Genomic DNA, 12,765 nt, shown 5'->3' on the forward strand with positions numbered 1-12,765 from the left:
ATTGTGCGTGGCAAAAGGCATTTAGGACTTTATTACTGCTTTCTCACAACTGTAAAAAAAATCAAATTCTTTCATTCGCGTTTTTTTCACAGTCTCTTGAACTACTTTTGCTCCTGACAATTCCCTTCATTGCTCTGCTGTCCTGAATCACCTATAATTTAAGATAACGGAACAATAACCAGTTACGGGATTTCATCGCACCACATCTACATATCGAAGATACTTTTCCTGCAAGGAGGTCACCTATGAACATAAGCCAACTGGAGACACTAATTACCATTTCCAAAACGATGAGCTTCCGCAAAGCGGGTGAACTTCTGAACTTGACTCAGCCTGCCGTCTCGGCCCAGATCAAAAGTCTGGAGGACGAATTCAGCACCGTTCTTGTGGATCGTAACCAACCCGTTACCCTTACAGACCGTGGACAGGTATTTCTGGAGCACGCCGAACGGATGCTCGACATCGTTGATGAGTTGAAGCAAAAATTGTCCGATCTCGATGAAACGCCTCAGGGACGTATCGTGTTAGGCACAACAACTTCCATTGCTATTCAGATCTTGCCCAGGGTGTTATCCTATTTCCAGGATCAATTCCCGCTGATCAAAACCAGTATCCAATCCCTTCCTTCATCACAGATCTATACCCAGGTCGAAAATGGTCTGGTTGACATTGGTATCGGTTATCTCACAGAGCGTAATCCCAACCTGAATACATCGGTGCTGTACTATGACACATTTGAACTCGTGGTATCTCCTTCCCATCCGCTGGCGAAGAAAAAACATGCTGCAGTGGATGTGCTCCGGAGCACACCATTGATTCTGCTGTCCCCTGATACCGTAGGGCGACGGTTTACGGAAACCATCTTTAAGAAACATAATATTGAGCCTAATATTGTAATGGAGTTGTCGAGCAGCGAAGAAGTGAAACGGATGGTCGAGATTGATCTCGGGGCAGCTGTCATCTCCAAACAATCTGTTGCGCATGAGTTGCGTCAAGGCACATTGCGAATGATACCTTTAAGTGAGCTGGAGGTCAGTCACCCTGTGGGTGTCATCTATAAGTCCAGTCGGTACCTCAACTCAGCAATGCAACAATTCATAAGTGACCTCAAAGGCATGCCGGAAACCCAATTCATCAGTTCAGAATGATAATGAGCCATGAGAAAGGAAGGATTCCATATGAAATTTGATCTTCATACACATCATTTTCGTTGTGGACACGCAGACGGCAACATCCGCGAATATATAGAGGCAGGTATGAAGGCAGGGCTTCAGGCCATCGGCATCTCGGATCATACACCATACTTTGGCAGTGAACTTGAGCAGGCATTTCCACGGATCGCAATGGGCAAGTCTGAATTGCAGCATTATGTGGAAGAGGTCCTTGCTCTGAAAGAAGAGTATGCTGGTAAAATCGATGTGCTGCTTGGCATAGAATCTGACTACTTCCCTGCTCATGCAGAATTGTACCGAACCACACTGGGACAGTATCCTTTTGACTATATTATCGGTTCCGTTCATCATACCGAGGATGTAAGCATCTTCAACAAAACCCGGTGGAACGGACTGAGCGATGCTCGCAAAGTAGAAGTGAAAGAAAGCTATTATTCATTGATCCGGCAATCGGCTCGCAGCGGGATGTTCCAGATCCTTGGACACATTGATGCGATGAAAGGAAATTATCCCCCGTTCTCCGAAATTATCGCTGATCAGGCCATTGATGAAACGTTACAGGTCATTGCAGAATCCAACGTAGCGATCGAAATTAACACATCTGGCAAAACCAAACTCAGCGGTGGCTGGTATCCCTCGGATGCCATTCTGGAACGCGCCCATCATTATGGGGTGAAGGTGACATTTGGATCGGACGCTCATAAACCTCAGCGGGTTGCAGATGAACTGGATGACGTTCGTACACGTCTGCTGGAGATTGGATTCACCGACTGGGTGTATTTCAAACAGAAACAGATGCAGATTGTATCACTGTAAAATAGAGCAAAACACAAAGCCCCCACAGCGCGCTTGTTCACGTTGTGGGGGCTTAGGTTTAATTTTAAATTAAAAATATTATATAAGTTAAACTGAACATTTACACGATAACGGAGAGGACAGAAATAACTTGAAGAAGCGAAGCTAAAAGCTTTCTGAAAGAAAGCTGCATCGGAAGCATATGCTGCGCCTTTATCCCCGGATTTTCCCTTTTCAAAAGGGAATCAAAAAATCTGGGGATAACAGCGATCGGAAGGTTATTCTGTCATCGGAGTGACTGTGTAAAAAATTCAAAAAAAATGAACCCGCTCGCGCGGGTCCCAACAGCATTATCTATTATCAAAAAGGGGGTCATGAGATAAGTTTACCCCCTGTCTGTTAGAGTTCAATTGCAGCTATATTTCAATTGTGTAACAAATGATTGAAGTTCGATTCATTCGCGTTTTACTACTCTTACTCTATGTTATTGCGGCTTGTCAGATACCAGTGTTTGCAAGTCTTTCTCCTGAAGCGGGCGTACGTATTGTTCCCGATACATGCTATACACTTTAACATCCATCAGGGATTCTGATCCCTCGTCATCCTCATCATGCAGTCCGAACGAGGGAAGACTCCGCTCGTAGGACATCCCTATTTTGCTTAACACCCGTTGTGAAGAAACATTGGCCTCATAACAACGTGCCTCTACCCTCCACAGATGAAGATCATCAAATCCAAACCGCAGCAGCCGCTGTACCGCCTCGGTAGCCACACCCATGCCCCAACAGGACCTGTTCAGGATATAACCAATCTGTGCGGTACCATTCTGATCATTCCAGTGCTGGAACGAGGTGATCCCAATGACCTGGTCCTTGCCTCTCCAGCAGATCCCATAATGTAACGAATCCAGCTTGGCGCTGCTGCTCCGTATCTGGTTCAATAACCGTCTCGCCCTGATCGGCGTGGGCTGGCTTCCCCTATTCACATATCGTATGACTTGAGGATCGGAAAAGAGTTCCGATAATGTGCTGTAGTCACTTTGACGTAATGATCGCAGGACAAGACGCTCTGTCCACAAAGCCGGCAGACCTTGAACCAGCATTTTTCGGGTAAGCATGACAATCGCTCCTTTTGCCTAACGGGCTTGAGTCCGGTAAGACAAGCATGCTCTGAAGGTGATCCGGCGTAATATCATTTCAACTGATCCACGAACTTTAGTATTAGCATTGTAGTATTAACCTAATGCATCATTTAATTCCTAATACTAAAGAGCCAGATGCTGACTACTCCTGCAACCCGCGGTAGATGCCCGTACGAATCTCACGGATATAGAAATCCAATGCAGGAACATTCGCGAACTGTGCAATCTGTACTTCTCGCTCAATATCATAAGGCACCCGCACAAATTGAACATTAAACGGAGTATTGGTATCGTTGCTGTCTTCACCCTCCAGAATACAGTAGGAAGCCTGGGGAAGATCAAGTGGATTACCGACACTGCCTGCATTAAACAGCAACTTGCCATTCATATACTGCAAGTATGCGTTATGCACATCCCCGTAACCTACAACATCTGCAACACCTTGCTCAGGCTCATCAGCCGGAGGATCAAACATCGCCAACCTCTTTTCCATCTCGTCCCACGGCTGTACACGATGGTATACACTTTGAGGTGAAGCATGAACCAGACGGATGGTGCGACCGCTCAGTTGAAATTGATGACTGAAAGGCAGGTTCGCCAAGTATACCAATCGTTCCTCACCCAGCCGTTCTGCTTGCCACGTAAAGTTCTCGTTATCCTGGTTAACCGCAACCAGTTCATCCCAGTTCCCCCGGATGACAAGTTCGCACGTGGCTCTCACCTGATCCACAACCTGTACCGGTTCTGGCCCCTTGCCAACGAGGTCACCAAGACAAAAGATTCGCTCCACGCCACGACTTCGAATATCTTCCAGCACTGCTTCCCAGGCAGTCATGTTGCCATGAATGTCGGATACAATCGCAATTCGTTCCATCTGGACAACCTCCATTCATGTTGTATCCTATATGTTTTACATGCATCTCATATTCCTTTTATGTGGTTAGTCCTTTAAGCTCAAAAACCGTTAGTTCTGGTCTGCACAGAAAACGAATGGGTAGTTGCGTCATGCCAAAACCACGATTCACATACACGGGCATCTGTGTCTGGGTGGTGTAATATACCCCCTGGACATCCGTGTAATACAATCCCTGAACATACTTGTGTGAACCTCGCGGAGTTGTCAGTGCTCCGACCCAGGGAAATCGTACCTGTCCTCCATGGCTATGACCGGAAAGCTGCAAACCGAAACCATAGGGCGTAGCAATGTCGGCATAATCCGGTTCATGCATAAGCAATAATTTCCACACATCTTGATCCAGTTCCTTAATGGCTTGGGCAGGATCAGGTCTGCCTGTAAGTGCGTCATCCAGACCAGCTATGGCCAGACGTTCGCCCGCTTGTTCAATCACTACATGTTCGTTCCGTAACAAAGTGAATCCGGCTTCACGGAACATGGTTGCCACTTCATTCTGCTGTCCGCCCCGATAATCATGATTCCCCAAAACCGCAAATTTGCCATACTTCGCTTGCATGGAGGCAAGTACCGGAATACATTCACGCATCGGCTCTGCTTCCCTCTCAACCATGTCTCCGGTAAAACAAATCAAGTCCGGTTGCTGCTCCTCAATCGTTGCGGCCAGCTTTTTCATCTCTTTTAACCCGGTATGAAAACCAAGATGGGCATCACTGAACTGAACTACACGCAAACCGTCAAATGCCTTTGGAAACTTCGGAAGGTTCAGCTCCACTTGCTTGATTTCCAAACGACGCGGCTCCCAAAGCCAGGCATACCCTCCGGTGAGCAAGCTTGCACCCGCCGTCATCAAAATCATACGCAATAAGAAACTTCGGCGAGAGGGGTCATGATCCTTTTCCTCCCCAGGAAACACAGACTCTTCTGAACCTGGTGCCTTGTACGAGCGCTGGGACGGCGAGTTGTTGCTACCCTGACGCGGTGTCTCTGCCATATCTCCCCCTCCTTCTACGCTCCATATCCATCCCCTTAGTATATCATATTCTGCATGGGTAGCCCGGTTCCTCTGCTTCATTACAAAAAGAAGCCGGGATCTCCGGCATGTTACTGCCCTGGATCACGACTTCTTCTAAGTTGCAGATTACACCTCTGCACATGTTATGACGAGATTATACACCCAACCAGCGTTTGAACATATGCTTGGTTGTTTGTTTGTTCATTTCGGCAATGGAGGTTGTCAACGGAATGCCCTTTGGACAGGATTGCACGCAGTTCTGTGAGTTACCACAGCCCTCAATGCCTCCGTCTTCCATCAACGCTTCCAGACGATCGTCAGCATTCATCTCCCCTGTTGGGTGAGCATTGAACAGACGCACTTGAGACAGTGCTGCTGGACCGATAAAATCTGTTTTCTCATTGACGTTCGGGCATGCCTCAAGACATACACCACATGTCATGCATTTGGACAGCTCATATGCCCACTGACGCTTCTTCTCAGGCATCCGTGGACCTGGACCGAGGTCATAGGTACCATCGATCGGAATCCATGCTTTTACACGTTTCAGGGCGCTAAACATCCGGCTACGGTCGATGACCAGGTCACGAACCACCGGGAATGTCTTCATCGGTTCGATACGAACGGGCTGTTCGAGCTTGTCGATCAGGGCTGCACATGCTTGACGTGGCTTGCCGTTGATGACCATAGAGCAGGCACCACAGACTTCTTCTAGACAGTTGGAATCCCAACAAACAGGAGCAATGGATTTGCCATCTGTATTGACCGGGTTCCGCTGAATCTCCATCAGGGCGCTGATCACATTCATGTTGGGACGGTACGGAAGCTCAAATTCTTCGTTATACGAAGATGACTCCGGGCTATCCTGACGGGTGATGATAAACTTGACGGTTTTGTTGGCTGTAGCTTGTTCCGCCATATCGTTGTCCCCTCCTCTGGTGACGATGATTGTATTGCTGGTGCGCAAAGTTACTGGTTTGGTGCACGGGAGACGCTTCGTCAGCGGAATGCCCCTCTGATCGCTGTTATCCCCGGATTTTTTTGATCAACCCTTCCAGGGTTAAAATCCGGTGATAAAGGCGAGCGCTTCGCTTCTTCTGGGCATTTCCGCTTCCTCCGCTACGTCGTGCACGCAAGGTAACTTTGCTGGAAACTGCACTCCATTCATGCTGGATTGCCGTAATTTTTAGAATTTCAAGCCTCGCAAATATGTTGCTTGCTTGTGAACAGGCTTTTCGTTTTATCTGCTGCGTTGTGCACACAGGGTACCTTTGCTGAGAACCTTCACTACATCACGTTGATGGCAGTAACTTTGAAGAAGCTCTGCTTCTCCAAAGTTTTCCTGCCTTCTTCGTTCAGGTGTTTAACTATTCATTGCATGAATCGTGTGATACTTCTTAATCCTTGGAGTAATCCCGGATACGTGGTGGGATCAGGGATACGTCTACTGGCTCGTACGAGATTTTCGGACCTTCCTTCGACCAGCTTGCGATGGTCGTTTTCAGGAACTCTTCGTCATTACGTTCCGTGAATTCCGGTTTGTAATGTGCGCCGCGGCTTTCGTTACGGAGCAGAGCGCCGAGAGTCATTGCTTCTGCCAGTTCAATCATGTTCCACAGTTGGCGAGTGAACGCTGCACCCGGATTGTTCCAGCCAGAGCTGTCATACATGTTGATTTTGCCATAACGCTCTTTCAATTCCTTGATCTTGCCAATCGTGGCTTCAAGCTTGTCGTTGTAACGTACAACCGTCATGTTGGCTGTCATCCACTCGCCAAGCTCTTTATGAATCACATAGGCATTTTCTGTACCCTGCATTTTCATGATGCCTTCGTATTTGTCGCTTTGTTGTTTGGTATGTTTCTCAAATACGGAAGAAGGAATATCTGCGGACGACTTTTTGAGTCCTTTGATATATTCAGCCGCTTTTGGTCCAGCCACCATACCACCATAGATCGCGGATACCAATGAGTTGGCACCCAGACGGTTCGCACCATGGTATTGATATTCACATTCACCAGCTGCGAACAGCCCCGGAATGTTAGTCATTTGATTGTAATCTACCCACATGCCGCCCATGGAATAATGGACTGCCGGGAAGATTTTCATCGGAATTTTGCGCGGATCATCGCCCATGAATTTCTCATAGATCTCAATGATACCACCCAGTTTAACATCCAGTTCCTTCGGATCTTTATGAGACAAGTCGAGATAAACCATGTTCTCGCCGTTCACACCAAGACCCATATCCACGCAGACGCTGAAGATCTCACGTGTTGCAATATCACGGGGAACCAGGTTTCCGTAGGAAGGATATTTTTCTTCGAGGAAGTACCAAGGCTTGCCGTCTTTGTACGTCCAGATCCGTCCACCTTCACCACGCGCGGATTCGGACATGAGACGCAGCTTGTCATCCCCTGGAATCGCTGTCGGGTGAATCTGAATGAACTCCCCGTTGGCGTAATTTACACCTTGCTGATACACCGCACTAGCCGCTGTACCTGTGTTAATGACCGAGTTGGTCGTTTTACCGAAGATGATCCCCGGACCACCACTCGCCAAAATAACCGCTTCTGCCGGGAAGGTCTGTACCTTCATCGTTTTCAGATCCTGAGCTACGATCCCGCGACATACGCCTTCATCATCCAAAACAGCCTGCAGGAACTCCCAGTTCTCATATTTCGTAACCAGGCCTGCTGCTTCCCAGCGACGTACCTGCTCGTCTAATGCATAAAGCAGTTGTTGGCCTGTTGTTGCTCCGGCAAACGCCGTACGGTGATGCTTCGTTCCCCCGAAACGACGGAAATCAAGCAAACCTTCCGGTGTCCGGTTGAACATGACGCCCATACGGTCCATCAGGTGAATGATGCCAGGTGCTGCTTCGCACATCGCTTTAACAGGAGGTTGGTTCGCGAGGAAGTCACCGCCGTATACCGTATCGTCAAAGTGTACCCATGGGGAGTCACCCTCACCCTTGGTATTCACCGCTCCGTTAATGCCGCCTTGTGCGCATACAGAGTGGGATCGTTTAACAGGAACCAGTGAAAATAAATGAACATGGACTCCGGCTTCAGCCGATTTGATCGCCGCCATCAAGCCTGCGAGACCGCCGCCCACAATAATTACATTCGTTGATGCCATTGCTGTTCACTCCCTTATAAGTCAGCATTTAAATACTAAATGCTTAGATTAGAACTGTTTTTACTACATCAACCATCGAAGTTACTGCTTGGAAGTCCAGGCTCCGGAAAGCGAACAACGAAGCAATAAACATAATGGAGATAATACCAAACAAACTCATGCATACATAAGAGGACACACGCTGCGCACGCGGACCCACGGTAATTCCCCAGCTAACAAGAAACGACCACAGACCGTTGGCAAAGTGATAGGATGCCGCAACTACACTGATCAGATATAGAATAAATGTTACCGGGTTCATCACGATATCGTGAATAACACCGCCCAGCTGTTCGTGGGTGACTGTACCCAGCGCAACCTGCACCCGCGTCTCCCATACATGCCAGATAACGAATACAAACGTAATGACACCACTGACCCGCTGCAACGTGTAACGCCAGTTGCGCTCATTGCCATAACGGCCCACGTTAGGCTTGGCCTGATAAGCAATATACAGACCATATACACCGTGGTAGAACAACGGTAACCAGATGAGGAGTGTTTCCAAAACAATAACCAGTGGCAGACTGTTCAAGAACGCAACAGCACCGTCAAAAGCCTCTTTGCCGCCTTCAACTGCCGAGAAGTTCGTCACCAAATGCTCAACAAAAAACAAACTGAGCGGAATGACGCCAAGCAAGGAGTGCAGCTTTCTGGAGTAAAACCCTTTCATAAAATGTCGATCCCCTTTCGCTAAATACAACGTTTTCATAAATAATTTTACTTATCATGACACGAATCCTTTTCCATGAAAAGGTTCGACAAATTGTTCCGTTTTCCCCAGGTGTGAACAACTTGTGTCACGAACCATGTTACTCCTTTTTTTCTTATAAGGGAATTGCAATATAATTATTAAATGTTATAACCTATAGGTATAAGCAGTGAAACATTGGGTTTACAGGCTATACAACATGGAAAACGATTAAGCAAGGGCAAGAATCACATTCATGGAAAAGAGGTTATTGTTCATGTTTGAAGAGTTAAATGCATTTGCAGCGGTCGTGGAGCAGTCCAGCCTGAACCGTGCATCCAAGTTACTGAACTTGTCCCAACCCGCACTCTCACGCAAAATAGCCAAATTGGAAGATGAACTTGGGGTTGCCCTGTTCCACCGCCGTGGCAAACGGCTGGAGTTAACCAGTGTGGGCCAGTTCGCCTATACCTTCGCGGTAGAACAGAAGCAGCAGCAGCAGAAATTCCTCACCATGCTCGCCCAGTATAAAGACGAAGAACAGAGTACCATTACACTCGGAGCCAGTCTAACGACACTTCAAACCACGTTGCCACCGCTCGTTAATGCCTTTATGGAGAAACATCCAAATGCCGAACTGAAACTGTTGACGGGAAAAACACATGAGATTGTCTCGTTTGTGCGTGACAAAAAAGCAGATGTGGGCATTGTCGCTTCCTCCATCAGCGAAGTGGGGCTTAACTGTGTGCCGCTCTTTGACGATCACCTGGAACTGGTTGTGCCGCTCACACACCCCTTGTCCGGCAAGGAAGCCGGGATGGAGCATTTGCAGGATCTGCCAATGATCACATTCTCCAAAGGCACCTGGTACCGCAAATTAACGGACGACCTCTTCCAGCGCTGTGCCGTGATGCCGGATATTCGCATGGAGATTGATTCCTTTGAAGCGATCATCCGACTTCTGCCTTCCGCCAAAGCCGCTGCTCTATTGCCCAAGTCCTATCTTCGTCCACAATTGCTCGCGGACAATGATCTGGTCTCTGTTCATTTGCCTCAATTACAGCAGACCCGAAGAACAACCTGCATGATCTATGGGGAAAAGGAGGACCTCAGCGAGACCTCCAGACAATGGGTCAAGGAGACGGCTGCACTATTTACAGCTAAGGCGCCATTGCCCTCACGGAGGACTACGACGCCTTAGCTTTGATCTGAAACAGCCAGGCTTCAACGCCTGGCTTCCATTTTAACTGATGATAATGATCAGCTCTCCTGGCTGATAACCTCTTCTTCAAACCGGTCGATATCTGCATTATTACCAATAATGACCATGATATCCCCCATCTGAAGCGAGTCCAGTGCTGTCGGAGCAATAATGACCCCGGCTTCTTTTTGTAACGCCACAATGCTGCAACCAAAGCGTACACGTGCATTCAGGGTCGAAAGTGTTTTGTTGTGCAGACAGGCGGGAACCTTCATCTCAACAATACTGTAATCATTGGATAGTTCAATGTAATCCAGCAAGTTCGGGGTAACCAATTGGTGGGCAACCCGAATGCCCATATCCCGCTCAGGATAAACAACCCGATCAATCCCCAGTTTATCCAGTGCTCGTCCATGAAGAACGGATATGGCCTTGGCCACGACCGTCTTAACACCCAGCTCTTTTAACAGAATCGCGGTGAGAATGCTCGTCTGGATATCATCCCCGATGGCTACGATCCCACAATCAAAATTGCGAATACCCAGAGACCGCAGCACTTCCTCATCTGTGGCATCGGCTACAACGGCATGGGTGACCAATTCACTCATGTCTTCGACGACTTCCTCATTTATATCAATCCCAAGCACCTCGTAGCCGAGTTCCATTAATTCCTGTGCCAGACTGGAGCCAAACCGCCCAAGTCCAATCACCGCAAACTGCTGTGTTTTCATTGTTCTTCACGAACCCCTTATCCAAATCAATTTCATAACTTACTATTAGATTTATCCAATAATCATTTTGCCTTCCGGATATCTGTATAACTCTTTACCCTTTTTCTGTCCAAGTGCATACGCCAATGTAATAGGTCCAAGCCTTCCTGCAAACATCGTGAAACAGATCAGGAGCTTGCCCAATGTAGTCAACTTCAGCGTTAGTCCGAGTGATAATCCAACGGTACCAAAAGCCGATGTCGTTTCAAATAAGATCATCATAAAACCGGCGTCTTCTGTGGTACTCAGTGCCATCGTTACAGCTATGATGAACAAGAGCGCCAGCAATGTAATGGTAAGCGCCTTGAAGATCCGTTCCTGTACGAGCCGGTAGCGGAAAAATACGATATCTTCACGACCACGCATCATCGCGATGACCGCCCCAGCCATAATCATAAATGTCGTTGTTTTGATACCGCCTCCGGTAGAACCCGGTGAAGCACCAATGAACATCAGGATGATCATAAAAAACTGTGTTGCCTGTCTGAGCCCGGCAATATCTACCGTATTCGCGCCTGCTGTTCGCGGCGTAACGGACTGGAAGAATGAACCGAGAATCTTGCCACCCCAGTTCAGACTGCCCAGTGTCCGGGGATTGCTGAATTCAAATACGAAAATAACGAGTGCACCAAACACAATCAACAATCCGGTCATCAGCAATACCACTTTGGAGTGCAGGGACAGCTTCCGCGTTTTGCGGTAATCCACCAGGTCTGACAACACGACAAAACCGATGCCGCCAGAGACAATCAGGAACATTGCTGTAAAATTAACCAACGGATCATACACATAACCTGTCAGACTGCGGAAATCCCCAAACATGTCAAAGCCCGCATTGTTGAACATGGAGATGGCATGCCAATATCCATAATAGATCGCCTGTCCCACTGGCATGTCGAACGACCAGCGAATGGCAAACAACGTGCCACATATGCCTTCGATAATGAGTGAGTAGATCACCACTTTACGAATGAGCCGGACGATGCCCTCCATCGTGCTTTGGTTCATCGCTTCCTGTAGAATCAACCGTTCTCTAAGCGAAATCCGCCGTTTGAACGCAATGGCAACCAATGTGGACATCGTCATGAAGCCCAGTCCGCCAATCTGAATCAGAATCGCAATCACAACCTGACCCAGTACAGAGAAATGAGTCCCTGTATCCACCACAACCAAACCGGTGACACAAACAGCCGAAGTTGCTGTAAAGAGCGCATCAATAAATGCAAGACTGTCACCATTACGGCTGGATGCCGGAAGCATTAAGAGCAGTGTGCCTACCAATATGATGCCAGCAAACCCTAACACAAGAATACGGGGTGGCGATAATCGCATCCATTGAACATTCAGTTTCACTTGAGTATCTTCCACCTCTTCTAAAATGAAAATAACTCCACACCCCGTGGAGCCTTCTTCATTTGAAATGCTGTTACCAAACGTTAAACATGTATGATCCAGATCAAAACGACATATATAATGAAGTTGGAATATATTCTATTCGTTCCCTTGTTGGGCGAAAGACATGCGAATCATTGCACATTTGCTTCAAAAATTATAAGCGCTGCGGCGTTTACAGACAAAACGTTTTTTGTGTAAATAACATCGAATTCAGCCAAAAAGGGAAAAACTCAGATATGGCGATGGATGGATCAGATTCTTTCGGTGCTTTTCATTCATTTTCAAGGATTTACACCTGTTTTCGTTACATCATTGGCATTCCATGCTTGCCCTGTGCTATGTTAACTTTAATATCATCTTAGTGCGTGTTCAAAAAGGGCGGTTTTCAGTACCAAGAAGATGGGATGAAGATAGAAATGGAGTAGCAGAGCGTAGATAGAGCTACGTGAGCAACGGACATTTCGGCTGAATGCCATATTCGATGCTGATGATG

The 12,765-nt window shown here is 47.5% G+C and carries 11 protein-coding genes; 3 read left to right on the top strand and 8 right to left on the bottom strand.

Going from position 1 to position 12,765, the window contains the following annotated elements:
* Nucleotides 1–245: 245 nt before the first annotated feature.
* On the top strand, nucleotides 246–1,148 hold the full coding sequence (locus tag ACE3K2_RS14885) for a LysR family transcriptional regulator (protein ID WP_036605798.1): 903 nt from the start codon (nucleotides 246–248) through the stop codon (nucleotides 1,146–1,148).
* 30 nt (nucleotides 1,149–1,178) lie between these two features.
* A complete protein-coding gene (locus ACE3K2_RS14890; RefSeq protein WP_421891610.1) occupies nucleotides 1,179–1,988 on the top strand; it encodes a histidinol-phosphatase in 810 nt (269 codons plus the stop codon).
* Between the two features lie 463 nt (nucleotides 1,989–2,451).
* Here the strand turns inward: ACE3K2_RS14890 and ACE3K2_RS14895 are convergent, their stop codons facing one another.
* The 6 genes from ACE3K2_RS14895 to ACE3K2_RS14920 all read right to left on the bottom strand — a co-directional run bounded on the left by ACE3K2_RS14895 (nucleotide 2,452) and on the right by ACE3K2_RS14920 (nucleotide 8,888).
* The gene (locus tag ACE3K2_RS14895) at nucleotides 2,452–3,084 is read right to left on the bottom strand and encodes a GNAT family N-acetyltransferase (RefSeq protein WP_421891613.1); all 633 of its coding nucleotides are present in this window, start codon (nucleotides 3,082–3,084) and stop codon (nucleotides 2,452–2,454) included.
* Nucleotides 3,085–3,250: 166 nt separating this feature from the next.
* Nucleotides 3,251–3,982, bottom strand: a complete 732-nt coding sequence (locus ACE3K2_RS14900) for a metallophosphoesterase family protein (RefSeq protein WP_421891616.1) — start codon at nucleotides 3,980–3,982, stop codon at nucleotides 3,251–3,253.
* Between the two features lie 58 nt (nucleotides 3,983–4,040).
* The gene (locus ACE3K2_RS14905) at nucleotides 4,041–5,015 is read right to left on the bottom strand and encodes a metallophosphoesterase (protein WP_421891619.1); all 975 of its coding nucleotides are present in this window, start codon (nucleotides 5,013–5,015) and stop codon (nucleotides 4,041–4,043) included.
* Nucleotides 5,016–5,190: 175 nt separating this feature from the next.
* Nucleotides 5,191–5,955: a succinate dehydrogenase iron-sulfur subunit gene (gene sdhB, locus ACE3K2_RS14910; RefSeq protein WP_036605794.1), complete on the bottom strand. Its 765-nt coding sequence runs from the start codon at nucleotides 5,953–5,955 to the stop codon at nucleotides 5,191–5,193.
* A gap of 478 nt (nucleotides 5,956–6,433) precedes the next feature.
* Nucleotides 6,434–8,176: a succinate dehydrogenase flavoprotein subunit gene (sdhA, locus tag ACE3K2_RS14915; RefSeq protein ID WP_253440597.1), complete on the bottom strand. Its 1,743-nt coding sequence runs from the start codon at nucleotides 8,174–8,176 to the stop codon at nucleotides 6,434–6,436.
* A gap of 43 nt (nucleotides 8,177–8,219) precedes the next feature.
* Nucleotides 8,220–8,888 (bottom strand): succinate dehydrogenase cytochrome b558 subunit, encoded by a 669-nt coding sequence (locus tag ACE3K2_RS14920; protein ID WP_421891623.1) that lies wholly within the window; start codon nucleotides 8,886–8,888, stop codon nucleotides 8,220–8,222.
* Nucleotides 8,889–9,183: 295 nt separating this feature from the next.
* Between ACE3K2_RS14920 and ACE3K2_RS14925 the strand changes: the two genes are divergently transcribed.
* Entirely contained in the window at nucleotides 9,184–10,107 is a 924-nt protein-coding gene (locus ACE3K2_RS14925) for a LysR family transcriptional regulator (protein WP_091037825.1), read from the top strand.
* Nucleotides 10,108–10,166: 59 nt separating this feature from the next.
* Here ACE3K2_RS14925 and ACE3K2_RS14930 read toward each other — a convergent pair whose 3' ends face one another.
* Together ACE3K2_RS14930 and ACE3K2_RS14935 are read right to left on the bottom strand one after the other, a co-directional pair.
* The gene (locus ACE3K2_RS14930; protein ID WP_421891627.1) at nucleotides 10,167–10,838 is read right to left on the bottom strand and encodes a potassium channel family protein; all 672 of its coding nucleotides are present in this window, start codon (nucleotides 10,836–10,838) and stop codon (nucleotides 10,167–10,169) included.
* Between the two features lie 51 nt (nucleotides 10,839–10,889).
* Nucleotides 10,890–12,209: a TrkH family potassium uptake protein gene (locus tag ACE3K2_RS14935; RefSeq protein ID WP_421891892.1), complete on the bottom strand. Its 1,320-nt coding sequence runs from the start codon at nucleotides 12,207–12,209 to the stop codon at nucleotides 10,890–10,892.
* Nucleotides 12,210–12,765: the final 556 nt, after the last annotated feature.

It is taken from the genome of Paenibacillus sp., assembly GCF_048976745.1.
GTDB lineage: Bacteria > Bacillota > Bacilli > Paenibacillales > Paenibacillaceae > Paenibacillus.

Excerpts from the sequence above, each read along its gene's own strand:
- ACE3K2_RS14925 (WP_091037825.1), top strand. The coding sequence starts at position 9,184 with ATGTTTGAAGAGTTAAATGCATTTGCAGCGGTCGTGGAGCAGTCCAGC.
- ACE3K2_RS14895 (WP_421891613.1), bottom strand. The coding sequence starts at position 3,084 with ATGCTTACCCGAAAAATGCTGGTTCAAGGTCTGCCGGCTTTGTGGACA.
- ACE3K2_RS14890 (WP_421891610.1), top strand. The coding sequence starts at position 1,179 with ATGAAATTTGATCTTCATACACATCATTTTCGTTGTGGACACGCAGAC.
- ACE3K2_RS14885 (WP_036605798.1), top strand. The coding sequence starts at position 246 with ATGAACATAAGCCAACTGGAGACACTAATTACCATTTCCAAAACGATG.
- ACE3K2_RS14905 (WP_421891619.1), bottom strand. The coding sequence starts at position 5,015 with ATGGCAGAGACACCGCGTCAGGGTAGCAACAACTCGCCGTCCCAGCGC.
- ACE3K2_RS14920 (WP_421891623.1), bottom strand. The coding sequence starts at position 8,888 with ATGAAAGGGTTTTACTCCAGAAAGCTGCACTCCTTGCTTGGCGTCATT.
- ACE3K2_RS14930 (WP_421891627.1), bottom strand. The coding sequence starts at position 10,838 with ATGAAAACACAGCAGTTTGCGGTGATTGGACTTGGGCGGTTTGGCTCC.
- ACE3K2_RS14935 (WP_421891892.1), bottom strand. The coding sequence starts at position 12,209 with ATGCGATTATCGCCACCCCGTATTCTTGTGTTAGGGTTTGCTGGCATC.
- sdhA (WP_253440597.1), bottom strand. The coding sequence starts at position 8,176 with ATGGCATCAACGAATGTAATTATTGTGGGCGGCGGTCTCGCAGGCTTG.
- ACE3K2_RS14900 (WP_421891616.1), bottom strand. The coding sequence starts at position 3,982 with ATGGAACGAATTGCGATTGTATCCGACATTCATGGCAACATGACTGCC.
- sdhB (WP_036605794.1), bottom strand. The coding sequence starts at position 5,955 with ATGGCGGAACAAGCTACAGCCAACAAAACCGTCAAGTTTATCATCACC.